Consider the following 25,075-nt stretch of genomic DNA (forward strand, 5'->3'; position numbering starts at 1 on the left):
TCGCAATCGGTCAGCTCTTGCCGGCAAGCCTGGCCGCGATCGCGCGATAGCCGCGCATCCACATGTGATCGAGATCGAGATCCATCGGCAGCGGCTGCGAGGAGACGCGTGCGATCACGGTCTCATTGGCCGGATCGATGTAGATCCACTGGCCATGGATGCCGACCGCGGCAAACGGCGTTTCGCGTCGATCGAGCGTGTACCACTTGTTGCGGTAGTTGCCGTTTGGAAACACTTTCGTCAGGTCGCCGCGCGACCAGGCCTCGGCATTGCCGTTCTGCCTGATGTCGTCGATCCACCAGCCGGGGACGACCTGTCGTCCGTTGCTGATGCCGTGATTGCGCATCATCTCGCCGAACCGGGTGAGATCCCGCAGTGTCGCGCAGATGCCGCCGGCGACGCGGCCGGCACCGCGTGAATCGACCGTGATGTAAGCGTCGTGCTCGGCGCCCATCGGCTGCCACAGATAGTGGGAGAGGATCTTTGCGTAGGACATGCCGCAGGCGCGCTCATAGACCCAGCCGAGCACGTCGGTGTTGGTCGAGACGTAGTGGAAGGTCTCTCCATGCGGTGCGCCGTTCGGCCGCAGCGTGCGCAGATAGTCGCGCAGATTGCTCGGCGGAATCGCCGGATCGGGCAGCTCCCAGCCGGTCGAGCGCCGGTAGTTGATGACGTCGCCGTCGCGCGCCATGTAATCCTCGTCGAAGCGGATGCCGACGCTCATGTCGAGCAGATGCCGCACCGTGCAGCTGCCGCCATAGACCGAGCCCTCCATCTCCGGGATGTAGCGCATCACCGGCGCGTCGGGGTCGAGCTTGCCCTGATCGGCGAGGATGCCGCCGAGCGTTCCGGCGACCGACTTGCTGACGGAGAAGATCAGGTGCGGGGTATCGGGCGTCAGGCCATGGGCATACCATTCGAACGCGACCTGTCCGCGATGCGACACCACGATGCCGTCGGTGTGGCTGGCGCGCAGCGCCTCGCCGACGCCGACCGTCTCGCCGCGCGGGCTGGCGAAGCTGAGGTCGTCGAGATAGCGCGGCGCAAAGGACAGTGGCGCCGGCGCTGCGGCGCGCGCGATGTTCGCGGTGGGCAGCAATTCGCGGACATTGCGGAATGCCCACTCGTTGAAGGGATGTTGGCGCCAGTTGGCGAGCGTGACCTGTTCGTCGGCCGCCGACGGGAAGGCGGCCATGATGCGACGCGAATTCATTCTTGATCCAGCAATGACATCGGATGATGCGCGAAAGTTCCGCATGGCTCGTGTCGCTCGCAATCAACCGGATGGTGGAGGGGGCCGTTGGGTTACTTCGGCGTAACCGTTTCCCCGGATGTGCGCTTCGTGCGTTTGGCCCGCAATTTGCTTGACTATGGCTCGCGCGTGCCCCAGCGTGACCGTTACGCGACGCGCAGACGTTCGCCATCGGGAAACATCGGGAGGTAGGTCATGATCGCGCTTCTGGGCCGACCGGATCCGGCAACCACGCAGGCCATTCAGTTCGCGCGCGGCATTCTCGAGGGGTCGGCGACCGCGTTCTACGAGGTCGACGGCAATTTGACCCTTAACCGCTTCGTGCTCTCTAGCAACGTGCCGCCGAGTTTCCACGACCAGTATCTTGCCGGCATGAACCGGCTCGATCCGTTGCATCCGCGCTCGGCGAGCAACCGGCCGATTGCGCGGCTGAGCACAGCGCTCGACCAATGCGCGACCCAGGAGGCGGCGACCTACCGCGCCTTCGCCGGCCAATGCGGCGTCGCCGACATGATCGAGTTCTTCTTCCGCCGCAACGACCGCATCGTCGCCGGAATGAGCGTGCTGTGGGCGCCGGGCTGCGCGATCCCCGACGGCAGCATGCACATTGCGGAGAAGATCCACGACTATCTCGAGTTCAACCTGACCAGTCGCCTGTCGTCGAATGCCGACGAGCCGGCGCGCTTTGGCCTGACCTCGCGCGAGATGGAAGTCGTCGAGCTGTTGTGCTGCGGCCGAACCAACCGCGAGATCGGCGAGTGTCTGAACATCGGCCTCGCGACGGTGAAGACGCACCTGATCCATATCTTCGAAAAGCTCGGCGTCGAGACCCGCTCCGCTGTCGTGGCGATGATGTCGCGGCCGCATTGAGGCGCGGGCTGTCGATTAGAGTCCGCGGCTCTTCCGGCACGTCGTCCCTGCGAAAGCAGGGACTCATACGCCGCGGCGGATGTTGTGAACGGGATTCGTCACTCCAGCGTCGTGAAACGATAAACATCGGTGGTTATGGGTCCCTGCTTTCGCACTAGTGCATCTACACGTTTGTCGGGCCATTTGCGAGGATTTGGAAGCGGGCCATTCCGGTGTGGAAGGTGATTGGTCCAGGTGGACGGTGGGAGGCGTAGCCGGTCCATCCGCCGAGTTTTTGCGATGATCCATGCCGCCCAAGCAAGAGTGTTGGGGCGATGGTGGTTTTTCTGAAGCTCGGTGCGACCTTTCATGGTTTTGTTGATGGCCCTGAGCGTCTCGATCTCTTCTGCGGTGAAGACAAATTCAGCCGGCAATTCTTCGCCACTGTTGCGGGCCTGAACGAGTTGAATGACGATACATGCCGCTCTGGTGGCGACCGCCACGAGCTTGATCAGGCCTTCGGCGCTCTCGATCTGACTATCCTCGATGCGCAAACCCTGGCTCTTCAGCGAGCGAAAGAGTTGCTCAATGATCCAGCGCTGGCGGTACCAGGAGACGATCTGCCAGGCGTCTTTAACGGTGGCGACCGGATGAGTGGTCAGGAGCAGCCAGCGAATGGGCTCCGCACCTCTCGGCGGATGCAACTCGACCACTTCTACGAAGCTGAGTTTGATGCCCTCCGCCAAGTCGGTGACGCCGGGCCTCTGCGGCCGCTTGAGCACGACGGTTCCGAAGCGCATCGAGAGATGGGCCTGCCGGCCGCGCCGATCCATTCGCTGCGGCAGATCGATCACCGCGTTGTCGCAGAAGCGGCTCCGCTCGACCGCCTGATAAAGTGTGTCGCCATCGACCAGCGCATGGTCGTGCATGGCACGCGACAGAAGATGGACATTCTCGGCTGGCGTCAGCGCCCAGTGAGCAAAGAAATCCCCCTCGCGGTCGTTGACGACGGTGATCATGCGGGCATCTGCCAGGACGTCGCGGCCTTGCTCGGCGGCCGTCACCCAGCGCGCCGACTCCTTGTCGGCCAAGGCGCGCCGCTCATGCGGGATTTTTACCTTGCCTTTGCGCGTCCAAACGTTGCCGCCAGTAAGGCCAAGACAGACCCCGCTGTCGGCATCCACCGCCATCATCGCATGCAACAGCACGCCGCGAGCATTGCCCTTGCCGACTTTGCCCAGCCCGCGCCGCCGTCCCGCCTGGGTCTGGAACTTGACCTCGCTCGTATCCTGGATCGCCAGCACATGACGCCCGCTGACCGCAGTCCGCGTCTGCGTGCTCCAGCCCTCAATCAATTTATCGATCGTGACTTGGGGGTTGTTCACAAACCGCCAGAACGCCATATTGGCAGCCCAATCGCCCCGGGCCATCTGGCGCAAGCAGACGCTGCGCGTGCAAAGCATAGCCCGGAGAAGCGTCGCCCCCTTTTGTCGAGACGAACGTCCCCGAACTCACCCAAAGACAAATCCGGCTGCATCGCTGGCGCTCCTTCGAATCAAAGCGCCAGTGAGAGAATCATACAACATGCTGCAGAGACGCCACTTCTTGCTGCACCGAGTCAATCTGTCGCGCCCCAAAACCGTGTAGACACGCTAGTGCTTTCGCAGGGACGACGATGAGGATGAATCGCAATTCAAGATGTCAAACGGCGCGGTGTCATCACCCGCGAATGCGCGCATGCGGGGGATCCAGTATTCCAGAGATGCCTGTGCTTGAATCGAGAGGCCGCGGCACACTGAATCGCCAGGTCGAGCCGGGCGATGACACCGAAGAATATGCCAGCACACAGCTCCCTCCACGTGTCATCCCGGCGAAGGCCGGGACCCATAACCACAGGACTGGGTTGGTGAGGAAAGCCGTGGCCCCAGCGTCGCACAACAATCATCTTCAGTGGTTATGGGTCCCGGCCTTCGCCAGGACGACGATGAGGATGCTTCTCGCGCGAGACAACGCACCGCTACTGCGCACCCTTCTTCGGTGTCATCACCCGCGCATGCGCATGCGGGTGATCGAGTGGCGCTTCTGACAAAGCGAAATATTCTTCGCGTGAAGGTTTGACAGGATTTGCTGAGTTGCCCGTCGAACTGATCTGTCGTTTCCGGAATTGGGCGGGACCGTCGCTCCGTGGGCCGAAGCGGCGATCCCTGATCGCGCGAGGTGCATGGTCGGGTGTGGGCAAAATGTCGGCCAATCCGCACGACTGGGGACATGATAGATCGACAAGCGCACGCGGCAATTGCCATTCTGGACTAGCCCCGAGTAACAGATTCAGCGGCAAGCAAGCTCCACAGCGCAGAAGTAGTAGCGCGGCGCAGCAATCGCGGTTCCTGGTAGATGAGAGTCCGCGGAGAGGCGTAACGTCATGGACGGAGGCTGGCCGCTACGGCCTCCGAAGCCGCCGTCAGCCCCAGCTCACCCCCTGAGCTGGGGCGCTCCGGAGCGCACGAAGCGCAGGAGGGGTAGGCCAATCAGAGGCGCGAGCTGAGTTTCGTCGTCGCGGCCCTCGACGCTGCCTTTGACTTTGCGCGCGTCGTCACGCCATGTCTGGAAGATGCTGCGATTCGGGTATGTCGCTTGCCGGCCAGCTTTGTGTGCCTTGATACCGTACGATGAGCAGCATACTCCCGACCATCGACCGGTGCGAGATGCGCTGGGTCTCCATTCAAGTATGGACGTCCGACTCCGAACTGCTTTTCGTGCTCGTCGATCCATTTCCATAATCGCTTGGTCTCGGTTGCACGCTCCTCCTTGCTCCCGCCATTCATGCTGACGACGTCTGCGGCGAGCCCGTGACCATAGCCTCCACGCGAGCTGCCGCCGTGATAGGACTTGTCATTTGCGGCCTTCAGCCCGCTTGCAATCGATTGGCGGTAGTCGTCGCGAAATCCGCTTGTGATCCCGGGTGCCAGTCCGGCCTGCTCCGCTGCGTGGAGCATATAGAACAGCTTTTGCTTGAAGGCTCGATCCATCCCTCCGATCACGTAATCCATCAGAGGCATGCGGGCTCTTTCTGCCGCCCTGGGGTCCTTCCATCCGAAGTCATTTTCGACCCGCTTCGGGATGCTGCGCGTGACCGTGATCAGCTTGCGCTTCCGTTTGATGATCACGTCCTTTTGTTCGTACACGACGATCCAGTCGGTCTTCGGCGCTCGCGTGTAGAGCGCGCCAAGGAACCGGTCGATGCACGCCTCGGCAACAAAGCATTCGTCCAGGACCAGAACTGTATCAATATTGTCCGGGGCGACCTTGAACGAGCCGGCAACGTTGGCCGTGGATACCTGCTCAGGTTGCTTCTCGCCTGGCGTCGTCGACGGAGCCTCGGGCGACGCTCGGTCCGCATCCGGCAAGACACCTCCGTCGGCATCGGATTGAGCCGACGGTTCGGATGCCGTCACGGGTCGGCTCGACTCCTCATTGGGCGACGCCGCACGCACGTCGTGAACGACGGCGCAGCATGACAGTGAGACCAGAGACGAGGCAATGCGTAACCAACCAGCCCCCCAACCGAACCGACTTCGCCTGGCGCCATGAAGCTCTCTGAGAGATGACATCGGCATTGGCAATCGACATGAGCTAAATTGATCGTGGCAGCGTGCCATCGCGCTCCGGGCTTGGCAACCAGTTACCCACCACAGAATTGCCGCCGAGCACGCAACTATTCAGATAGGCCGAAAGAATTCCTCACGCGCAGGTTTGACAGGTTTTGCCCGGTTGCCGCCGGATCAATTCGCCGCGTCCGAGAGGCGTGACAACCCTCGTCCGTATTCACCGATCCACCGTTGGGTGGATTGCTGCCTGCCCGGTGGCCAAACGAGAGTCCTCCGCGAGGACCGGTGTCGTTTTCGACAATGTTGGCGAGCGGCGGCCGCTCACAACATTGAAGGAAACGACATGCGCGATTTCATGGCCGTCGGCCGTTCGGTGGCGGTTGCGGAGCGTGGCATGGCCGCGACCTCGCACCCGCAGGCGACGCTGGCCGCGGTCGAGATGCTGAAGGCCGGCGGCAATGCCGTCGATGCCGCGGTGGCGGCGGTCGCGGTGCAGGGCGTCGTCGAGCCGCAGATGACCGGGATCGGCGGCGACTGCTTCGCGCTGTATTCGCCTGACGCCGGCGAGCCGATCGCGCTGAACGGCTCGGGCCGCACGCCTGCCGCAACCGATGCCGAGAAATTTGCCGCGAGCGGCGCGCGCGACATTCCGCCGACCGCGCCCGAGGCCGTCACCGTGCCCGGCGCGATCGATGCGTGGTGCCGGCTGGTCGCCGATCATGGCAGCAGGTCGCTGGAGGAGATCTTCCGACCGGCGATCGCGGCTGCCGAGCGGGGCTTTTGCGTGACGCCCCGCGTCGCGGAGGACTGGCGCCGCTTCCGGGCCCGGATCGAGATCGACGGCAATGCGGCGGCGCAGTTCCTGCCCGGCGGCAAGGCGCCTGAGGTCGGCGACATCCGTACGCAACCCGCGCTCGGCCGCACCCTTCGCCGGATCGCGCAGCACGGACGCAACGCGTTCTACACGGGCGAGGCTGCCGACGAGATGGTGGCTATCTTGCGTGCCCTGGGCGGCGCCCACAGCACCGACGATTTCGCCGCCCAAGCCTCCGACTATGTGCACCCGATCTCGGCGCGCTACCACGACCACGACGTGGTCGAGTGCCCGCCGAACGGGCAGGGCCTGGCCGCACTGATGATCCTGCGGACGCTTGCAGGCTTCGATGTCGGCAAGCTCGGAGAGGCCGATCGCATCCATCTGCTGGCTGAAGCCACCAAGGCGGCCTACCGCGCGCGCGACGCCTTCTTTTGCGATCCCGCCACCAGCAAGGTCGATCCGGCCGCATTCCTTGCCGACGACTATATCGAGAGAATCCGTGGAAAAATCGACATGCGCCGCGCATCCGCGCCCGCGACCTGGGACGATATCGAGCATCGCGACACCGTCTATGTCACGGTGGTCGACCGCGATCTCAACGCCGTCTCGCTGATCAACTCGCTGTTCTATCCGTTCGGCAGCGGCATCTACGCGCCGAAATCGGGCATCCTGCTGCACAACCGCGGCTGGAGCTTTCGCGCCAAACCGGGACATCCCAATTCGCTCGGGCCGCGCAAGCGGCCGATGCATACGATCATTCCGGGCCTTCTGCGCAAGGACGGCAAGACCGTGATGTCGTTCGGCGTGATGGGCGGGCACTACCAGGCCGCGGGCCACGCCAATCTGCTGTCGAACATCTTCGACATGAAGATGAACATCCAGGCCGCGGCCGAGGCGCCGCGCTCCTTTGCCTTCGACGGCGCGCTGTCGCTGGAGACGACCATTTCTCTCGGGATACGCGACGACCTTCGCGCCCGCGGCCACGATGCCCGCTTCTCCGAGGAGCCGATCGGCGGCTGTCAGGTGATCCGCATCGACCACGCCCGCGGCGTCCTGTTCGGCGCTTCGGACCACCGCAAGGACGGACTGGCGCTAGGGTTCTGAGGCGCGTCGCGCGGTTTCGGAATAATAGAATAGTAACGCTGATTTGCCCGACATGTCAAGTCGCCATGTCGAGTGCCGGCACGCCGCCGGCTACTGTGCATGGGGTTGTTTTCGATGTTTTGGCAGTGCGCCCCTGCGGAGGCAGGCAATACGCAATAGCCCTGCGCTCGCGGGGAAGCGGCGGAGCATCCACCGGACGGTGGATTGTTCCAAATGCCGACATGCCGAACGTTTGGCCATCATGCCGGCGTCGTGCGCGGTTCAGCCTTGTGAACCGCACGGTGAGAGGCTGATCGCTCCAGGCTTTCCCAATCGAGAAGTTTGATCTGTATGAACAGGACATTCGCCGACACGGTCTTCCGCAACGGCCGGATCTACACGTCGAACCGCGGGCAGCCCTGGGCAAGCTGCGCAGCCGTCAAGGCCGGCCGGTTCATCGCCGTGGGCGAGGAACGCGACGTCGCGGCGCTCATCGGCGAGGAAACGGCGACCGTCGATCTCGGCGGCCGCATGGCGATGCCGGGGATCGTCGACATCCACAATCACATCATGATGGGTGGACAGGCCGATCTTTACGAGCTGCGCTTCTCCAACGCCGACAGCATTCCAAGGATCGCCGAAACCCTGCACAAGGCCGCGTCAGCGGCTGCGCCGGGCGCCTGGATCGTCGGCGGGCAGTTCGGCAATAATCTCCTGAACGAGATGAACACCGCGGAGTCCTGCGCGCTGCTGGACGCTGCCTGCCTCGGGCATCCCGTCGTATTGCGCGACGACACCTATCATAATCGCTGGGCGAGCTCGGCGGCGCTGCGGCTGGCCGGCGTTGCGGCCGACACGGCTGATCCGACCGACGGCGAAATCGGCCGCGACCTCAAGACCGGAACGCTGACCGGCATCATGATCGAGGCCGCCTCCGGCCTGGTCGAGCGGGCGCTCGCGGCCTCCGGCCACTACACGGCCGAGATGGACCGCGCGGCGGTGGCGCGCTCGATCTCGGTGCTGAACGCCTATGGCGTCACCGCCTTCATCGACGCTGCCAGCATGCAGCCGATCATGGCGGCGCTGAAGGGGCTCGACGACCGCGGCGAGCTGACCGCCTGGGCGGTGTGCGCGATGCCGGTGGTCGAGCCGGGCTTCATGTTCGGCAAGGCTGGCGAGGAGCTGTTCGCGCTGCGCGAGGATTACCGCGGTGCGCATGTGAAGCCCGATTATGTCAAGGTGTTCCTCGACGGCGTGCCGGGCGCCAAGACCGCGGCCTTCCACGAGCCGTATGTGGCCGACCCGGTGCGCGGCTGCTGCTTCCGCGGCTCCACCATGCTGACCGTGCCGGACCTGATCCGTTGGCTCGGGCGCTGCGAGAAGCTCGGCCTTGCCGCGAAGATCCATTGCGCGGGCGACGCCGCGGTGACGCAGGCGCTCGACGCCATCGATGTCGTGCGCAGCTTCAACGGCCCGACCCATCTGATCCATCAGATCGCGCATGCGAGCTATATCGCGCCCGACGATGTCAAGCGCTTCGCCGAGCTCGGCGTCGCCGCCGACCTGTCGCCGATCATCTGGTATCCGACCATCTTCCTCGAGGCGCACAAGGCCGCGATGGGCGAGGAGCGCGCGCAGCGCTTCTGGCCGAACAGGGATTTGAAGGAAGCCGGCGCACTGATGGCCGGCGGCTCGGACTGGCCGGTGATCCCGATCCCCGATCCCTGGCAGGGCATCGAGGGCATGGTGACGCGGCAGAATCCGACCGGAGATTTTCCCGGCAAGTCGCTGTGGGCGGAGCAGGCGCTCGACCTCAAAACCGTGATCGACATCTACACAATCGACGCCGCGCGCGCGGCCGGGCTCGGCCAGTCGATCGGCTCGATCGAGGTCGGCAAATCGGCCGATTTGATCGTGCTCGACCAGATGATCTTCGACATCCCGCCGGATCAATTGGCCGATACGCGGGTCGAGATGACCTTCTTCGAGGGCCGCAAGGTCTACGAGCGGGGCGCGTGATGGCAACGGTGGATCAGATCGCGGTCACGGTGCTGACCGGTTTCCTCGGCAGCGGCAAGACCACGGTGCTGAACCATTTGCTGCGCCAGCCAGAGCTCAATGGCGTCGTCGCCATCATCAACGAGTTCGGCGAGGTGGCGTTGGACCACCTTTTGGTCGAGAGCAGCGAGGACCGCCTGGCGCTGCTCGACAATGGCTGCATCTGCTGCTCGGTGCGCGAGGACCTGATCGAGACGCTGGCCGACCTCGCATCGCGCCGCGCTGACGGCACGATCCCGCCATTCCACCGGGTGCTGGTCGAGACCACCGGGCTCGCCGATCCCGTGCCCGTGCTGCACACGCTGATGACGGCGTCCGATATCGTCGGCCGCTACCGGATCGACGGCGTGGTCGCGACCGTCGATGCGGTTAATGGTACGCACACTCTTGCGGCGCACAGCGAAGCCGTCAGGCAGATCGCCGTCGCCGACCGGCTGCTCGTGACCAAGACCGACCTTGCCGCCGATGATGCACTGGCGCGGCTCGATGCGCAGCTTGCGGCGATCAATCCGGTCGCAACGCGCTCACACGTGCGGAACGGGATCGTCGATCCGGCAAAAGTCCTCGATGCCGGGCTGTTCGATCCGGCGGCGCGCTCCGCTGATGTGGTGCGCTGGTTCGATCTGGCAGGGCAGGCGGCGAACACGCCGCACCATCACGGGGATCACCATTGCGACGGCGAGGCGTGCAGCCACCACAGTCACCACGCGCACGACACCGGCGTATCGTCCTACAGCCTGATCATCGACGAGCCGATCCAGCGGGAGGCGTTCGCGCGCTGGCTCGATTATGTCGCGGCGCTTAGAGGCGAGGACCTGCTGCGCTTCAAGGCGATCGTGCATGTCGCCGAGCAGCCCGATGCGCCCATGGTGGTGCATGGCGTGCAGCACGTGTTCCATCCGCCGATCGCGCTTGCCGGCTGGCCGTCGGCGGACCGGCGCTCGCGGCTCGTCTTCATCGTGCGCGGCATCCCGCGCCAGATCATCGAAAACACCTTGTGCAAATTCGCCGCGGTGAGCCGTGCGGCGATCCAGCGATCGGCTGCGTGAGCCGCGTTCAGGCATTTTCATTGGTTGTGGAGGGAGAGGGACATGACTGAGACAAAGAACAATACGGCATCCGGTCGGCTCAATCGGCGCACGCTCTTGAAAGCGGCCGGTGCCACCGGCCTCGCATCGGCGATGAACGTGCCGCTGGTCAATGTCGCGCGGGCCACCGGCAACACCATCAAGATCGGCTGGGTCGGCTGCCTCTCCGGCGTCCGCGCGCAGTTCGCCGAGCCCGATCCCTGGATCCATGAGCGCATCAAGGCGCGGCTGAAGGATGGTCTGAAGATCGGCGGCAAGACCTATCAGGTCGAGCTGGTGTTCAAGGACAATCAATCCGATCCGAACCGCTCGTCGGTGATCGCGAGCGAGCTGGTGCTGCGTGAGAAGTGCGACCTGATCCTGATCGAGGACGGCGACGCCCAGCCGCCGGTGCAGGAACTCGCCGACGCCCGCGGCATTCCCACCATCTCGACCATGGTGCCGTGGCAGGGCTGGATGTTCCCGCGCAAGTCGACGCCGGACAAGGGGTTTCCGTACAGCTACCATTTCTTCTGGGGCGCCGACGACGTCGCCAAAAATTTCTTGGGTATGTGGCAGTCGGTCGACACCAACAAGAAGGTCGGCACGCTTTACATCGACAACCCGCCGGGCCAGGCGTTCTCCGATCCGAAGCTCGGCCTGCCGGCGGGCATCTCGGCGGCCGGCTATCAGGAATTCTCGGCCGGCAAATTCCAGATCGCGACCGACGACTTCACCAACCAGATCGCGCTGTTCAAGAACAACGGCGTCGACATCGTCTCCGGCTTCACCTTCAGCAATCACTGGGTGACGCTGTGGAATCAGGCGGCGCAGGCCGGTTTCAAGCCGCAGATCTGCACGGTGGCGGCGGCCTTCCTGTTCCCGGCCGCGGTTAATGCGCTCGGCGATCGCGGCGACGGCATGTCGACCGAGGTGTGGTGGACGCCGGCCTATCCGTTCAAGTCCTCGCTGACCGGGCAGAGCGCTGGCGAACTCGCCGCGGAGTGGGAGAAGACGACAGGCAAGCAGTGGACCCAGCCGATCGGCTACGCCCATGCGCTGTGGGAGGTCGGGCTCGCGGCGTTGCAGAACAGCGATCCCAAGGACAAGAACTCATTGCGCGATGCGATCGCCGGCCTCGACATGGAGACCGTGGTCGGCCGGGTCAAGTTCAAGGACAGCCCGATCAAGAACGTCGCGGTGACCTCGCTGTCGGGCGGGCAATGGCGCAAGGCCAAGGGCGGCAAGTCGAAATACGAGCTCCTGATCGTGCACAACGGAACGGCACCGTTCATCCCGAAGCAGGCCGATCTCCAGCTGCTCTCCAAGCTGGCCTGAGATGGCACGGCTTCTGCGCGTCAGCGGGCTGTCGAAGCGCTTTGGCGAGATCGTGGTCGCCGACAATGTCAGCTTCGCGCTGGCGCGCGGCGAGTGCCTCGGCGTGATCGGCCCGAACGGCGCCGGCAAGAGCTCGCTGCTCAACCTGATCGTCGGCCTGCTCACCGCCGACGGCGGCTCGATCATGCTCGACGACAGGGAGATATCAGGCCTGCCCCCGCACCGCCGGGCGCGGATGGGGCTCGGGCGAGCGTTCCAGATTCCGCAGCCGTTCCCGCATCTGTCGGTCTATGAGAACGCGCTGGTCGCGGCATCCTACGGCGCCGGCCTCACCGGCGAGGCGGCATCGAGCTGGACCATGGAGGTGCTGCAGCGCACCGGGCTCGACGCCAAGGCGGACAAGCTCGCCGGCGCATTGCCGCTGATCGACCGCAAGCGGCTGGAATTCGCCAAGGCGCTGGCCTCGAAGCCGAAACTGATCCTGCTCGACGAGATCGCGGCCGGTCTCACGGAGCCCGAGGTCGAGCGCCTCGTTGCCATCATCCAGTCGGTGAAGGCCGACCATGCCACGATCTGGATCGAGCACATTCCGCACGCGCTGCGCGCGGTGTCGGATCGCATCCTGGTGCTCGACTTCGGCCGCAAGGTGCTGGAGGGACCGCCGGCCGAGGTCATGGACAGCGCCGTGGTGCGCGAGATCTACATGGGATTGAAGGCCGATGGCGTTGCTTAATGTGAACGGCCTGCAAATCTTCTACGGCGACCTGCAAGCCGTGTTCGACATGAACTTCACCGTCGCGGACGGCGAGGCGGTGGCGCTGGTCGGCGCCAACGGCGCCGGCAAGTCGACGTTCCTGAAGGCGCTGGTCGGTCTCAACGAGGAGCGGCGCGGGGCCGTGCAGTTCGACGGCATCGATATCTCGCAGATGCCGGCCGAAGATGTGTCGCGGCTCGGCCTCATCATGGTGCCCGAGGGCCGCCTGCTGTTCGACTCGCTGACGATCGAGGAGAACCTCTTGATGGGCAGCGTCAACCGGCGCAAAGGCAGCTGGACCTTGCGGCGGGTGTTCGACCTGTTCCCGATCCTCGAGGAGCGGCGGCGGATGTTTCCCGGCCAGCTCTCCGGCGGCCAGCAGCAAATGGCGGCGATCGGCCGCGCGCTGATGTCGAACCCGCGGCTCCTGCTGTGCGACGAGATCTCGCTCGGGCTCGCGCCGGTCGTGGTCGAGCAGATCTACCGCTCCTTTGCCGACATCCGCCGCGAGGGCACCGCGGTCGTGCTGGTCGAGCAGGACGTCAAGCGTGCGCTCGCGACCTCGGAGCGGATCTATTGCCTGTTGAAGGGGCGGGTGTCGCTGACCGGCCCGGCGCAAGGGTTGCAGCCGGAGCAGCTAACGCACGCCTATTTCGGTAACTAGCCAGGATTGGCACGACATGATCTGGGTTGAGACATTGATCAACGGGGCTCTGCTCGGCGGGCTCTATGGGCTGCTCGGCATCGGGCTCGCGCTGGTGTTCGGCGTGATGCGCGTCGTCAATATCGCCCATGGCGAGTTCATGGTGCTGAGCGCGTTCTGCGCCGTGCTGCTGGCCAACCTGTTTCCGCAGGTCTCGCCCCTCTTGATGCTGATCCCAGTGATCGCGCTGTCCTTTGCGGTCGGATGGCTCTACCAGGCCGCCATCGTCAACCGGGTGGTGACCTCGCCCGATCCGCTATCGCCGCTGCTGCTGACCTTCGGCGTTTCTGTCATTCTGCGCAACGTGATGGTCGAGGTGTTCGGCGCCGACGTGCGCAGCCTCCAGGTCGGCGAGCTCTCGCGCGCCAGCCTCGAGATCGCGGGCCTCAATATCGGCATCATGCCGCTGCTGACACTGGTGCTGGCCGCGCTGCTGTTCATGGCGCTGCAGCTCGTGTTGCGTCATACCGAGTTCGGCCGGATCGTGCGCGCCACCGCCGACCGCCGCGATATCGTCCGGCTGTCCGGCGTCAAGCCGGACCGGGTCTATAACTATGTCATGGGCCTGTCGCTCGCGCTCGGCGCGATCGGCGGCGTGCTGCTGGCGGTGCGTTCGAGCTTCACGCCGTTCTCGGGCGCCGAGCGGCTTCTGATCGCGTTCGAGGTCGTGGTGCTCGGCGGGCTCGGCTCGTTCTGGGGCGCGCTGCTCGGCGGCATCGCGCTCGGCATGGCGCAATTGATCGGGCTGAAAATCGATCCGAATGCCGGGCTGCTCTATGCGCACCTCCTGTTCTTCATCATGCTGCTGATCCGCCCGTCGGGTCTCGTGTCGAGCAGGGTGTGATGCCGATGCCGACACGTACCATTCTTGCGGCCTCTGCCATCGTGCTCGTCGCGGTGATTGCCGGCGCGCCCTTCGTGCTGAACGAGGGATTCCTGCGGCTCGCGACTGAGTGCCTACTCTTGCTGACGATGGCGCAGATGTGGAACCTGCTGGCGGGTTATGCCGGGCTGGTCTCGCTTGGCCACCAGGTCTTCATCGCCTTCGGCGCTTATGCGCTGTTCCTGACCTCGGGCTGGCTCGAGGTTACGCCGATCTGGGTGCTGCCGGTCGCGCCGCTGGTGGCGGGCGCCGTTGCAGCGATCATCGCCTTTCCGCTGTTTCGGCTTCGCGACGCCTATTTCTCGATCGCGATGTGGGTGTTCGCCGAGATCATCGGCGCGTTTACGATGAAGTCGCAGGCCGTCGGCGGCACGTCGGGCGTGCCGCTCGCGACCAGCAAGCTGATCGATTTCGACTGGTTCGAGCCGACGATGTTCTGGCTCGCCGGCGGCCTGACGCTCGTCACCATCGCTGCGCTGTACAGGATGATGACGTCGAGCTTCGGGCTCGGGCTGATGAGCGTGCGCGACAATGATCTTGCCGCGATGAGCGTCGGCGTCGACGTCCGGCACAATCGTTTCGTCGCCTTCGTGCTCTCTGCGGCGGGATGCGGGCTAGCCGGCGCGCTCAGCTTCATGGGCAATCTGTTCATCGCGCCGCTGGCGGCCTTCGACGTCAACTGGTCCGTCTACATGATGTTCATCGTGATCATCGGCGGTATCGGAACCCTGGAAGGCCCTATCCTCGGCGTCATCATCTTCTTCGGCCTGCGCGAGCTGATGACCGGCCCACTCGACCTGTCCGGCGGCTGGTATCTGGTCGGGCTCGGCATCATCGCCGTCGTGGTGATGATCGTGGCGCCGCGCGGCCTCTGGCCGGCCTTGCGCGATCGCTTCGGCGTGCGGCTGCTCGATGTACACCGCGCCGCGCCACGCCCGGCCGCCGCCGCGATCCTGCCGGCGGCGTCGGAACAGGTTACCGGATGAAGAAGCGGGCCTTCACGTCGCCACCGTTGCTTGTATTCTGACAGTTCTGGCTTTGAGTGGAGGGCGGAATGGCTCTGATATCCCGGCATGGCGTGTGGGCAGTGGCCGGTCTGATGGTCGCGACATTGGCGGCGCCGCTGCCGGCGCAGGCCGAGCGGCGGATATGGCCGCAAGCGGCCGCAACGCACCCGATGGACGGGCTCACCACCGACGAAATCCGCTCGGTCTCCGATATCCTGCGCGGCGCCGGCAAGCTCGACGATTCGGCGCGGGTCGTCTCGATGTCGGTCGAGGAGGATCCCAAGGACGAGGTGCGGGCGTGGAAGCCCGGACAGCCCTTCACGCGCCGGGCCAGCGCGACGCTGCTGAGCGGCGCGCATCTCTACGAGGCCCATGTCGATCTCGCCGCGCGCAGCCTGCTCGGCTGGCAGGAAGTCAGGGATCACGAGGCTGCGCTGACCATCGATGAGCTGATCTCCGCCGGCGACCTGCCGAAGCAGGACCCGCGCTGGATCGCCGCGATGGCCAAGCGCGGCATCACCGATTTCCGCAACGTCATGTGTCTGCCGCTGACGGTCGGTCCGGTGAGCGACCCGGTCCTGAAAGGCCGCCGCCTGCTCAACGTTCCCTGTGTCGACACCACGGGCGCCGCCAACAATCTCTGGGGCAAGCCGATCGAGAACCTGTTCGCTCAGGTCGATCTCAAGAGCAAAACGGTGCTGTCGGTGACCGATCTCGGCGTGGTGCCGCCACCGCCGCAGACGCCCTCGCACGCCTATGCCGACTCCGGAACATATCGCAAGCCACCGAAGCCGATCGAAATCACCGCGCCTGAAGGCAGCAACGTGAAGGTGGAGGGCGGCCAGGTCCACTGGGACAACTGGTCGTTCCATGTCCGTCTCGAGCCGCGTGTCGGCGCCGTGCTGTCGCTGATCCGCTACGACGACCACGGCACGCTTCGCGACATCGCCTACCAGATTTCGGCGAGCGAGATGTTCGTGCCCTATATGGATCCGGCGCCGACCTGGTCGTTCCGCGCCTATATGGACATCGGTGAGTATGGCTTTGGCGTGCTCTCCAGCGAATTGCAGCGCGGCGCGGATTGTCCCGAAGGCGCGCATTATCTCGACCTGACGATCTCGGATACCAAGGGTGCGCCGGTCGTTTCCAAGGGCGCGGTCTGCATCTTCGAGCGCCCGACCGGCGATCCGATCTGGCGCCACAGCGAGCTGATCAACAACACCGCCGAGGTGCGGCCGAACAACGAGCTGGTGGTGCGGATGGCGCCGGTGGTCGGCAATTACGACTATCTGGTGGACTACGTGTTCGACCGTGCCGGCAATATCGATGTGCGGCTCGGCGCCTACGGCATCGATGCGACCAAGGGCGTCGCGAGCAAGACACTGAGCGACCCGACGGCGGCGCAAGATACCGCCTTTGGGACGCTGGTCGACGAACGGCTGCTCGCGGTCAATCACGATCACTACATGACGTTCCGGATCGACATGGACGTCGACGGCACCTCGAACCGGCTGGTCGAGGATCGCTTCAATGTCCGCCGGCTGGAGCAGGGTCAGCGCAAGAGCCTCTGGCAGGTCGACACCAGGCCGGTTGCGACCGAAGGGCCGATCACCATGCCGCTGAACGCGGCACAGTTCAGGATCGAGAGCACAGGCAAGACCAACAGCCGCGGCTATCGCACGAGCTATCAGCTGATGCCCGGTCACTCCGACGTCTCGCTGCTCGCCAAGGACGATCCGATCCAGCTGCGCGCGGGTTTCAGCGCCTACACGCTATGGACCTCGGCCTACGCCAAGGACGAGCGCTACGCCGCGGGCATGTATCCGAACGGAAACCCCGAGGTCGACGGCCTGCCGAAATGGACGGCGGCGAAGCGGCCGATCGAGGACCGCGACCTCGTGCTGTGGTACACGGTCGGCTTCCGCCACGTGCCGCGCGCCGAGGATTGGCCGGTTATGCCCGGCCTGTGGCATGGCTTCCGGCTGCGTCCGTTCAACTTCTTCGATCGCAATCCCGCGCTCGACGTGCCGCCGATGGTGAATGCCAGGGAGACGAAATGAGCGGCCGCGCGCGTTGCATCGGAGCGGTGGCCGGCGCGCTGCTGGCTTTGCTCGCGACAGGGCCGGCCGCTGCTGGCGCAGCGGCTGAAATCAGCATTGACGATGCGTCCTTGCTCTATCTGAGCAGCCGCGACTGGGAGCGCCAATCCGCGCCGCGCAAGGTCGCGCTGGCGGCCGATTTCATGCGCATCTTCTGCACCGACCAGAGTATGTCGGCCGCGTCGCTGGCCGATTGCCTCGACCGCGACAAGGCGGATGGCGCGCTGTTCGAGCGCGCCATGGCTTGCGTCAGCGTGCTGTCAACCGGCCGCTGAGAGGCCGGCGTCGATTCCTTCGGCGATCCGCCGAACGTCGGCCGACGTCAGGATCAGGGGCGGGGACAGGATCAGGTTGTTGCCGGAGACGCGCAGCATCACCCCGGCCTCGTAGGCCGCATCGGCGACCTTCGCCATCGTCTTCTTGTCGGCGGCCTTCTTGCTGTCGCGATCGGCGACCAGCTCGAGTGCGGCCATCAAACCCTTGCCTCTGACGTCGCCGACCAGCGTGTGCTTCGCCTTGAGCGCGGCAAGTGCCCGCGCAAGGTCCTCGCCGCGTGCGGCGGCATTCTCGTCCAGCTTGAGGCGGCGGGTCTCGGCGAGCGCCGCAAGGCCCGCGGCGCAGCCGACCGGATGGCCGGAATAGGTGTAGCCGTGGCCGATCGAGCCGAACGTGGTCGTGTCGGCCTCGAAAGCTTCCGCAACCTGCTCGCCGATCAGCGTCGCGCCGAGTGGGAAATAGCCCGAGGTGATCGCCTTGGCCATCGTCATCATGTCGGGTTTCACGCCCCAGAGCCGCGAACCCGACCATGCGCCGGTGCGCCCGAAACCGGTGACGACCTCGTCCGCGATCATCAGGATGCCGTGACGGTTGCAGATCTCACGGGCCAGCTTCATGAAGCTGTCCGGCGGCACGATCACGCCGCCGGCCCCGAGCACCGGCTCCATGATGACGGCCGCGATGGTGTCGGCGCCCTGGAACGCGATCTCCTCTTCCATCGTCGCCGCGCACAGCTGCGCGAGTTTTGCGGGATCGGTCTCGTTGAAGGGATTGCGATAGGTCGACGGCGCGGGGATATGGAACACGCCGGGCAGCATCGGCTCGTAGTTGCGGCGGAAATTGGCGTTGCCGTTGACGGAGGCGCCGCCGAAATGGGTGCCGTGGTAGCCCTTCTTCAGCGCCAGGAACTTGGTGCGGTCGGCCTGGCCCTTGATCTTCCAGTATTGCCGCGCGAGCCGTAGCGCGGTCTCGACCGAGTCCGATCCGCCCGAGGTGAAGAAAGCGCGCACCATGCCTTCCGGCTTGAACCATTCGGTGAGCTCGTAGGCGAGCTCGATCGAGGGGCCGGATGAGGTGCCGCGGAAGCCCGAATAATACGGCAGCGCGCTGAGCTGGTCCGCGATCGCCTGCTTGATCGGATCGCAGCTGTAGCCGAGATTGACATTCCACAATCCACCGACCGCATCGATCACGGTCTTGCCGTCGATATCGGTGACTTCGACGCCTTCGCCCTTCATCACGATCCGCGGCGGCTGCGCCCGCATCTCGGCGGGATGAGCCATCGGGTGCCAGATCGGCTTGGCGTTGTTCTCAACCAGGAAGTTTCTGTCGCGCATGATCGTTCCCTGTCCGGTTGGAGCCTTTTTCGTTCCGATGGAATCGGGACCGAGCTCCAGATTCTGGTCTTGACGCGTTTTCTTCACGCGAACCGGTACCCGCTTCGCTCGAAAGCGCTTTAGTCGAACTGCAGCCCGAAATGCCGCAGCGCCTCGCTGTAGGACGCGGCAGGATTGCGCACATCGAACAGCACCGTGCGCATGTTGCATGCGGCGGCGCCTGCGATGTTGCGGCGCTGGTCGTCGACGAAGACGCAATTGTCTGCCTCCAGCGCCAGTTCGTCCAGCACGCTTTGATAGGCGCGGGGGTCGGGCTTCAGGATGCCGGTATGCGTGGCATCGACGATGGTATCGAAGCGCTTGAGGATGGAGAGGCGGCTGCAGAAATCGGTGCCGTAGAACAGGTCGAGCTCGTTCGAGAGGATGGCGAGCCGGAACCCGGCATCGGCGGCGAGGGTGATCGCGCGCGCTGCCTCAGGGCGGATCACGGTGTCGGGATCGGCGCCGCGCGCGCGTTTCACGAAGGTCTCCATGTCGCGCCAGTCCTCGCCGACCAAGCGCCCGACCTCGCGGCTGCGGGTCAGCCAGTAGTCGCGTTCCGAAATCTCGCCGAGCTGCATGCTCGTCCAGAGCGGATCGCTGTCGGGCGCGAACGGTCCGAGCCATTTCAGTGTGCAGGGGGCGAGTCCGAGCGTGCGCTCGGTCAGGTCGTGGGTCTCGAACAATGTCTTCGAGATTACCCCGCCGAAGTCGAGCACCAGCGCCTGGGCAAGCGGCCTCCTCATGCGGCAACCGTGGTGCGGCCGCGAGGGACAATGCCGGCAGCGACCCATCGGTCGAAGACGCCGAGCACCGTTTCGTTGAATGCGGCGCTGTTGATGTGATCGGTGATCTCGTGCAGCTCGACCGGCGCCTTGATCGCCGATCGCATGGCGTCGACGAAGGCGGCGAGAGCGTCAGGATCGTGCAACGCTTCGCCTTCGCGATCCCATTGCTGGATGCCGCCGGCGGGCAGCACGAAGGCAACGGGAGCGTTGGCCTGGGACAGTTTCCCGGCAATCGCGCGGGCGATCCGTTGGCGATCGGTGGATCCCGACGTTGCCGACGCAAGCAGCCGGTTATGCGCGTGGAATGGACGATCCGACAGCTCGCTCGGAACCCCAAGCCATGCCGGGAAGTCGACCATGTCGATCGCCCCCGGCGCGACGATCTGTGGAATGCCGGCTCTGCCTGCATTCTCAAGCCTGTCAGCGCCGGAATTGACCACCGAGCCGGTGAGCTGGTTGGCGACCTCCTGCAGGCTGAGGTCCAGCACCGCGGCAAAGCCGCCTTGCGCGGCGATCGATTCCATCGCGCGGCCGCCCATGCCGGTGGTGTGGAAGACGACCACCTCGTAGCCGCGCCGCTCGAGCTGCGGCTTGAGCTCGACCATATAGCGTAGGCAGCTCTTGCCGAGCGAGGTGATCGCAACGACCGGCCGGTCTTTGCGCGGCCTGATTGCGCTTCTGGCGGCGCCGACGATCGCGCCGCAGGCTTGCGACAGCACGGCGGTGCAGGTGCCGTTGAGGCCGTAGAGACCGCCGGCCCATAGGATCATCATCAGATCGGCGGCGACGCGCTCGGGCGGGATCAGATGCGAGAAGGCGACGGTTGAGACGATCAGCTTCGGCAGGCCGAGCGGCAGCGCCTGCGCGACGTCGAGCGCAAGGTCGGTGCCCATCGTGCCGCCGATCGCGATCACGCCGTCGATGGCATCGCGCTCCGCGAGCGCGCGCGCCAGATTGGCGGCGCCGACCGCCATCAGTGACATCGCGGAATTCTCGTCGCCGCTCGATGCGATCGCCTCGATCGTGGTCTGTGCGGCGGCCGCCACCGCGTGCTTGTCATGTGCCGCCTGGTACGGCGGATCGCCGAGCACGCTGATGTCCATCATGACGGTTCGGCCACCGGCGCGCGCGATGCACTCGCTCATGAACAGCAGTTCGTCGGCCTTGGTGTCTCCCGTTCCGATCAGGAGAATGCGGGGCTGCGTCATCTCAGGCATGACCTTCGGCTCGCCGGCAGGCGTAAGGGATGGTGACAACCGGTTTGGATAACGCAGGCGGAGCGCTCGGCCATCGTGCGATCACGCTATGGGGGCGCGCCTTGCCGTGACATCCACCTATCGGTTGATTGCTGCCAAAGCCTTGATTTGGCGAGGATTGCGCGGTGCCAGCGGTCTCGCTCGGAAGCCGCCTTCGTCATCGTCATAATTGTCTCGCATGCAGCAAGCCCAGATCGATCGACTACGCGTGGCCGTCATTCCGGCTCAGCAGCTCTTCATCGGCGGCCGGCCGGCGCCGGCGATCAGCGAGGCGCGGCTTGATGTCGTGTCGCCGATCGACGGCAAGGTATTGACCAGCATAGCTGACGGCGACGTGGCCGATGTCGACGCCGCGGTCAGACATGCGCGGCAGGCCTTCGAGCAGGGCAGCTGGTCGCGTGCGGCGCCGGCGCAGCGCAAGAAGGTGTTGCTGCGGTTCGCCGATCTCATCGAGCGGCACGCGCTCGAGATTGCGGTGCTCGGCGTGCGCGACAACGGCACCGAGATCAGCATGGCCTACAAGGCCGAGCCGCTCTCGGCCGCCGGCACCATCCGGTACTACGCCGAGGCGATCGACAAGGTCTATGGCGAGATCGCGCCGACCTCAGGCGATGTGCTCGGGCTCGTGCATCGCGAGCCGCTTGGTGTCGTCGGCGTGATCGTGCCGTGGAATTTCCCGCTGATGATCGGAGCGTGGAAGATCGGCCCGGCGCTCGCCGCCGGAAATTCGGTCGTGGTCAAGCCGCCGGAGCTGGCGTCGCTGACGCTGTTGCGGCTTGCCGAACTCGCGACCGAGGCGGGGTTGCCGGACGGCGTGCTCAACGTCGTCACCGGCCGCGGCGCAACGGCCGGCGAAGCGCTCGCGCTGCACATGGATGTCGATGTGCTTGCCTTCACCGGCTCGGGTGCGGTGGGCCGGCGTCTCCTGGAATGCTCGGCGCGATCCAACCTGAAACGCGTCCATCCCGAGCTTGGCGGCAAGTCGCCCAACATCGTGTTCGCCGATGTGCCCGACATCAAGCATGCGGCCAAGGTGTCTGCGAGCGGGATCTTCCGAAACTCCGGCCAGGTCTGCGTGGCCGGATCGCGGCTCTTGGTGCAATCCTCGATCTATGATCGCTTCATGGCCGAACTGCGCGACGCCACCGCGAAGCTCCGCGTCGGCGATCCCCTCGAACTGACCTCGGATATCGGCGCCATCGCGAGCAAGCCGCAGTTGCGCAAGAACCTGGATGCCGTTGCCGGCGCGGAAGCGCAGGGCGCGACGCGGCTGATCGGCGGCGAGCAGATCCGCGTCGAGAGCGGCGGCAATTTCATGGCGCCCGCGATCCTCACCGACGTGACGCCGTCGATGCAGGTCTGGCGCGATGAGGTGTTCGGCCCGGTGCTGGCAGTGACGCGGTTCGAGGGCGAGGAAGATGCCACAGCGCTCGCCAATGCGACCCCCTATGGACTTGCGTCGGCGGTGTGGACCGCAAGTCTGTCGACGGCGCATCGTATGGTGCGCGCCATCAAGGCCGGCGTCGTGCACGTCAACGCCTATGGCGGCGCCGACATCACGGTGCCGCTCGGCGGCTTCAAGCAATCCGGCTTCGGACGCGACAAGTCGCTGCACGCCCTCGACGCCTATACCGACCTCAAGACCGCCTGGATCGCGCTATGACATCTTTGGCTGCCGAACGCGCCGGCGTTCTGAACCGATTGCTCGATGCCGAGCAGGAGCGCTTTCGCGCGCTGCACCCGCGCTCGGCCGCGGCCTGGCAGGAGGGAAGGCAGCATTATCTTTATGGCGGCCCGTCGCACTGGATGCGGCGCTGGGCCGGCGGCTTCCCTGTCTATGCCGAGGAGGCGCAGGGCGCGCATATCAGGGATATCGACGGACGCGACTACATCGATTTCTGCCTTGGCGACACCGGCGGCATGTGTGGGCACGCGCCCGAGGCGGTGACCGAGGCGGCGCTCGCTCAGCTCAAGCGTGGCGCGACCATGATGCTGCCGACGGAAGACAGTATCTGGGTCGGTGCCGAACTGTCGCGCCGCTTCGGTCCGAAATACTGGACGCTGACGACGTCGGCGACCGACGCCAACCGCGCGGCGATCCGTATCTCGCGCATGATCACCGGCCGGCGCAAGGTGCTGGTGTTCTCCGGCTGCTATCATGGCGGCGTGGAGGAGGCGCATGTCGAGATCCGCGACGGCCGGGTCGGCCTGCGCAACATGATCCATCCCAACGGCATCGATCATGATGCGGTGAGCAGGGTCGTCGAATTCAACGATGTCGCGGGCCTCGAGGCGGCACTTGCCCATGGCGACGTCGCCTGCGTGCTGACCGAGCCGCTGATGACAAATTTCGGCATGATCCCGGTCGATCCTGGTTTTCACCAAGCGTTGCGGGAGCTGACGCGCCGCGCCGGCACCGTCCTCATTATCGACGAGACCCACACGCTGTCCTGCGGGCCGGGTGGCTACACGAAGAGCCATGGACTCGAGCCCGACATCTTCGTCGCGGGCAAGGCGATCGCGGGCGGCATCCCTGCCGGCGTATTCGGTCTCAGCCAGGAGATCGCCGAGCGGCTCTGGAAACTCGTTCCCCACGTCAATCCGCGCGAGCGGCAGTCGGCGCATCTTGGATTCGGCGGCACGCTTGCCGGCAACGCGCTGACGGTCGCGACCATGCGCGCGGTGCTGGAGAAGGTGCTGACCTCTGCGAATTACGAGCGGATGATCGGAACCGCGACCTGGCTTGCGCAGGAAGCGCGCCGGCTGATCGCGGCGGCCGGTCTGCCCTGGCACGTCACGCAGATCGGCGCGCGCGCCGAGATCATGTTCATGCCGCAGCCGCCATGCAGCGGCGCCGACGTCATTGCCGGCCGGCAACCCGATCTCGAGACCCTGCTGCATGCGTTCTACATCAACGAGGGCATTCTGGTGACCCCGTTCCACACCATGCTGCTGATGTGTCCGGCGACGTCCGCGCGCGACGTCGACACACACACGGCGGTGTTGGCGCGGTTCATCGACTTGCTGCGCGGCGCAGGAGCGATCTGATGCAGGTGCCTCCGTTCAATCTTGACGGCCGCATCGCCATCGTCACCGGCGGGGGCAGGGGGATCGGCGCCGCCATCGTGAGACGGCTCGCGGAGGCCGGCGCGACCGTGGTGATCGCCAACCGGACGCTTGATGTGGCCGAGGCGTTGGCGCGCGAATTGACGGCCGATGGACGGGCGGCCTATTGCGTCCCGTTCGACCGGCTGGACCGCAGTAGCTTGCGCGCGATGGTCGATCGCGTCGCTGCTCAATATGGCCGGCTCGATATCGTCGTGCACAATGCCGGCGGCTGTCCGTGGTCATCGCTTGAAGAGCTTGACGAAGCCAAACTTGAGGACACGCTGGCGCTTAACCTCAACGCCAGCATCTGGCTCGCGCAGGCCGCAATTCCGCACATGCGTGCCGTCAGGTTCGGGCGCATCCTCGTGACATCCTCGGTCTCCGCGCGCGTCGCGATGGGCGGCGGCGCGCATTACTCGGCGGCGAAGGCCGGCGTCAACGCATTCATCCGCGGCGCCGCCTTTGAGCTCGCGCGCGACGGCATCACGGTCAACGGCGTCGAGGCCGGCTTCATCGAAAAGCCGGGCCGCGGCACCATGAGCGCGCCGGAGAACAAGGCGAAGCTCGAGCGCTTCATTCCGATGGGGCACATGGGTAGCGCCGACGACATCGCCTGCGCGATGCTCTATCTCGCCTCCACCGAGGCCAAATACGTCACCGGGCAGACCATCGTCGTCGACGGCGGCTCGACGCTGCCGGAGACCGGATTCGCCGTCGAGCGGCAGTGGGGAGTCTAGATGAGCATGATCTTCT

General features: G+C 65.2%; 20 protein-coding genes. 14 read left to right on the top strand and 6 right to left on the bottom strand.

Features of this window, described 5'->3' with window-relative positions; all coding sequences use genetic code 11:
* Positions 1-10 precede the first annotated feature (10 nt).
* Positions 11-1,213, bottom strand: coding sequence for a serine hydrolase domain-containing protein (locus ACVI1L_RS29130; protein WP_456784460.1), 1,203 nt, complete (start codon positions 1,211-1,213; stop codon positions 11-13).
* A gap of 234 nt (positions 1,214-1,447) precedes the next feature.
* Here ACVI1L_RS29130 and ACVI1L_RS29135 point away from each other — a divergent pair, with 234 nt between their 5' ends.
* Positions 1,448-2,122: a helix-turn-helix transcriptional regulator gene (locus ACVI1L_RS29135; protein WP_028345120.1), complete on the top strand. Its 675-nt coding sequence runs from the start codon at positions 1,448-1,450 to the stop codon at positions 2,120-2,122.
* Positions 2,123-2,220: 98 nt separating this feature from the next.
* On the opposite strand, the gene ACVI1L_RS29140 is transcribed toward ACVI1L_RS29135, so the two are convergent.
* Positions 2,221-3,531, bottom strand: coding sequence for an IS4 family transposase (locus ACVI1L_RS29140; protein ID WP_456785623.1), 1,311 nt, complete (start codon positions 3,529-3,531; stop codon positions 2,221-2,223).
* Positions 3,532-4,629: 1,098 nt separating this feature from the next.
* Positions 4,630-5,556: a D-alanyl-D-alanine carboxypeptidase family protein gene (locus tag ACVI1L_RS29145; RefSeq protein WP_456784461.1), complete on the bottom strand. Its 927-nt coding sequence runs from the start codon at positions 5,554-5,556 to the stop codon at positions 4,630-4,632.
* A 496-nt stretch (positions 5,557-6,052) separates the two neighbouring features.
* Between ACVI1L_RS29145 and ACVI1L_RS29150 the strand changes: the two genes are divergently transcribed.
* The 10 genes from ACVI1L_RS29150 (at position 6,053) to ACVI1L_RS29195 (ending at position 17,793) form a co-directional block, all read left to right on the top strand.
* Complete coding sequence (locus tag ACVI1L_RS29150; RefSeq protein ID WP_141339917.1) at positions 6,053-7,630, top strand: gamma-glutamyltransferase family protein; 1,578 nt, start codon at positions 6,053-6,055, stop codon at positions 7,628-7,630.
* A 330-nt stretch (positions 7,631-7,960) separates the two neighbouring features.
* Positions 7,961-9,628 (top strand): amidohydrolase, encoded by a 1,668-nt coding sequence (locus ACVI1L_RS29155; protein ID WP_456784462.1) that lies wholly within the window; start codon positions 7,961-7,963, stop codon positions 9,626-9,628.
* Positions 9,628-10,716: a CobW family GTP-binding protein gene (locus ACVI1L_RS29160; protein ID WP_456784463.1), complete on the top strand. Its 1,089-nt coding sequence runs from the start codon at positions 9,628-9,630 to the stop codon at positions 10,714-10,716. Before ACVI1L_RS29155 ends, ACVI1L_RS29160 begins: the two co-directional genes overlap by 1 nt.
* A 42-nt stretch (positions 10,717-10,758) precedes the next feature.
* On the top strand, positions 10,759-12,072 hold the full coding sequence (locus tag ACVI1L_RS29165; RefSeq protein ID WP_456784464.1) for an ABC transporter substrate-binding protein: 1,314 nt from the start codon (positions 10,759-10,761) through the stop codon (positions 12,070-12,072).
* 1 nt (position 12,073) lies between these two features.
* A complete protein-coding gene (locus ACVI1L_RS29170; protein ID WP_057017058.1) occupies positions 12,074-12,805 on the top strand; it encodes an ABC transporter ATP-binding protein in 732 nt (243 codons plus the stop codon).
* Positions 12,792-13,490, top strand: coding sequence for an ABC transporter ATP-binding protein (locus tag ACVI1L_RS29175; protein WP_076826162.1), 699 nt, complete (start codon positions 12,792-12,794; stop codon positions 13,488-13,490). The genes ACVI1L_RS29170 and ACVI1L_RS29175 overlap by 14 nt, the downstream gene beginning before the upstream one ends.
* A gap of 16 nt (positions 13,491-13,506) precedes the next feature.
* Positions 13,507-14,373: a branched-chain amino acid ABC transporter permease gene (locus tag ACVI1L_RS29180; RefSeq protein ID WP_057017060.1), complete on the top strand. Its 867-nt coding sequence runs from the start codon at positions 13,507-13,509 to the stop codon at positions 14,371-14,373.
* 5 nt (positions 14,374-14,378) lie between these two features.
* Positions 14,379-15,398, top strand: a complete 1,020-nt coding sequence (locus tag ACVI1L_RS29185; RefSeq protein ID WP_456784465.1) for a branched-chain amino acid ABC transporter permease — start codon at positions 14,379-14,381, stop codon at positions 15,396-15,398.
* Positions 15,399-15,466: 68 nt separating this feature from the next.
* The gene (locus tag ACVI1L_RS29190) at positions 15,467-17,479 is read left to right on the top strand and encodes a copper amine oxidase (RefSeq protein WP_456784466.1); all 2,013 of its coding nucleotides are present in this window, start codon (positions 15,467-15,469) and stop codon (positions 17,477-17,479) included.
* The gene (locus tag ACVI1L_RS29195; protein WP_141339924.1) at positions 17,476-17,793 is read left to right on the top strand and encodes a hypothetical protein; all 318 of its coding nucleotides are present in this window, start codon (positions 17,476-17,478) and stop codon (positions 17,791-17,793) included. The genes ACVI1L_RS29190 and ACVI1L_RS29195 overlap by 4 nt, the downstream gene beginning before the upstream one ends.
* Here the strand turns inward: ACVI1L_RS29195 and ACVI1L_RS29200 are convergent.
* The 3 genes from ACVI1L_RS29200 to ACVI1L_RS29210 all read right to left on the bottom strand — a co-directional run bounded on the left by ACVI1L_RS29200 (position 17,779) and on the right by ACVI1L_RS29210 (position 21,175).
* Complete coding sequence (locus ACVI1L_RS29200; RefSeq protein WP_456784467.1) at positions 17,779-19,131, bottom strand: aminotransferase class III-fold pyridoxal phosphate-dependent enzyme; 1,353 nt, start codon at positions 19,129-19,131, stop codon at positions 17,779-17,781. The two genes, ACVI1L_RS29195 and ACVI1L_RS29200, sit on opposite strands and share 15 nt — an antisense overlap.
* A gap of 119 nt (positions 19,132-19,250) precedes the next feature.
* Complete coding sequence (locus ACVI1L_RS29205; RefSeq protein ID WP_456784468.1) at positions 19,251-19,916, bottom strand: HAD family hydrolase; 666 nt, start codon at positions 19,914-19,916, stop codon at positions 19,251-19,253.
* On the bottom strand, positions 19,913-21,175 hold the full coding sequence (locus tag ACVI1L_RS29210; protein WP_253587265.1) for a Tm-1-like ATP-binding domain-containing protein: 1,263 nt from the start codon (positions 21,173-21,175) through the stop codon (positions 19,913-19,915). The genes ACVI1L_RS29205 and ACVI1L_RS29210 overlap by 4 nt, the downstream gene beginning before the upstream one ends.
* Positions 21,176-21,392: 217 nt before the next feature.
* On the opposite strand from ACVI1L_RS29210, the gene ACVI1L_RS29215 reads away from it, so the two are divergent.
* Genes ACVI1L_RS29215 through ACVI1L_RS29225 form a run of 3 tightly spaced genes read left to right on the top strand, consistent with a single transcriptional unit; the run spans position 21,393 to position 25,059 of the window.
* A complete protein-coding gene (locus ACVI1L_RS29215) occupies positions 21,393-22,877 on the top strand; it encodes an aldehyde dehydrogenase (protein ID WP_456784469.1) in 1,485 nt (494 codons plus the stop codon).
* On the top strand, positions 22,874-24,262 hold the full coding sequence (locus tag ACVI1L_RS29220) for a transaminase (protein WP_456784470.1): 1,389 nt from the start codon (positions 22,874-22,876) through the stop codon (positions 24,260-24,262). Before ACVI1L_RS29215 ends, ACVI1L_RS29220 begins: the two co-directional genes overlap by 4 nt.
* On the top strand, positions 24,262-25,059 hold the full coding sequence (locus ACVI1L_RS29225) for an SDR family oxidoreductase (RefSeq protein ID WP_168858924.1): 798 nt from the start codon (positions 24,262-24,264) through the stop codon (positions 25,057-25,059). Before ACVI1L_RS29220 ends, ACVI1L_RS29225 begins: the two co-directional genes overlap by 1 nt.
* The last annotated feature ends 16 nt before the right edge of the window (positions 25,060-25,075 follow it).

The organism is Bradyrhizobium sp. USDA 4516 (genome assembly GCF_054055915.1).

Coding starts and splice junctions, on each gene's coding strand:
- ACVI1L_RS29130 (WP_456784460.1), bottom strand. CDS start 1,213: ATGAATTCGCGTCGCATCATGGCCGCCTTCCCGTCGGCGGCCGACGAA.
- ACVI1L_RS29135 (WP_028345120.1), top strand. CDS start 1,448: ATGATCGCGCTTCTGGGCCGACCGGATCCGGCAACCACGCAGGCCATT.
- ACVI1L_RS29140 (WP_456785623.1), bottom strand. CDS start 3,531: ATGGCCCGGGGCGATTGGGCTGCCAATATGGCGTTCTGGCGGTTTGTG.
- ACVI1L_RS29150 (WP_141339917.1), top strand. CDS start 6,053: ATGCGCGATTTCATGGCCGTCGGCCGTTCGGTGGCGGTTGCGGAGCGT.
- ACVI1L_RS29155 (WP_456784462.1), top strand. CDS start 7,961: ATGAACAGGACATTCGCCGACACGGTCTTCCGCAACGGCCGGATCTAC.
- ACVI1L_RS29160 (WP_456784463.1), top strand. CDS start 9,628: ATGGCAACGGTGGATCAGATCGCGGTCACGGTGCTGACCGGTTTCCTC.
- ACVI1L_RS29165 (WP_456784464.1), top strand. CDS start 10,759: ATGACTGAGACAAAGAACAATACGGCATCCGGTCGGCTCAATCGGCGC.
- ACVI1L_RS29170 (WP_057017058.1), top strand. CDS start 12,074: ATGGCACGGCTTCTGCGCGTCAGCGGGCTGTCGAAGCGCTTTGGCGAG.
- ACVI1L_RS29175 (WP_076826162.1), top strand. CDS start 12,792: ATGGCGTTGCTTAATGTGAACGGCCTGCAAATCTTCTACGGCGACCTG.
- ACVI1L_RS29180 (WP_057017060.1), top strand. CDS start 13,507: ATGATCTGGGTTGAGACATTGATCAACGGGGCTCTGCTCGGCGGGCTC.
- ACVI1L_RS29185 (WP_456784465.1), top strand. CDS start 14,379: ATGCCGACACGTACCATTCTTGCGGCCTCTGCCATCGTGCTCGTCGCG.
- ACVI1L_RS29190 (WP_456784466.1), top strand. CDS start 15,467: ATGGCTCTGATATCCCGGCATGGCGTGTGGGCAGTGGCCGGTCTGATG.
- ACVI1L_RS29195 (WP_141339924.1), top strand. CDS start 17,476: ATGAGCGGCCGCGCGCGTTGCATCGGAGCGGTGGCCGGCGCGCTGCTG.
- ACVI1L_RS29200 (WP_456784467.1), bottom strand. CDS start 19,131: ATGCGCGACAGAAACTTCCTGGTTGAGAACAACGCCAAGCCGATCTGG.
- ACVI1L_RS29205 (WP_456784468.1), bottom strand. CDS start 19,916: ATGAGGAGGCCGCTTGCCCAGGCGCTGGTGCTCGACTTCGGCGGGGTA.
- ACVI1L_RS29210 (WP_253587265.1), bottom strand. CDS start 21,175: ATGCCTGAGATGACGCAGCCCCGCATTCTCCTGATCGGAACGGGAGAC.
- ACVI1L_RS29215 (WP_456784469.1), top strand. CDS start 21,393: ATGCAGCAAGCCCAGATCGATCGACTACGCGTGGCCGTCATTCCGGCT.
- ACVI1L_RS29220 (WP_456784470.1), top strand. CDS start 22,874: ATGACATCTTTGGCTGCCGAACGCGCCGGCGTTCTGAACCGATTGCTC.
- ACVI1L_RS29225 (WP_168858924.1), top strand. CDS start 24,262: ATGCAGGTGCCTCCGTTCAATCTTGACGGCCGCATCGCCATCGTCACC.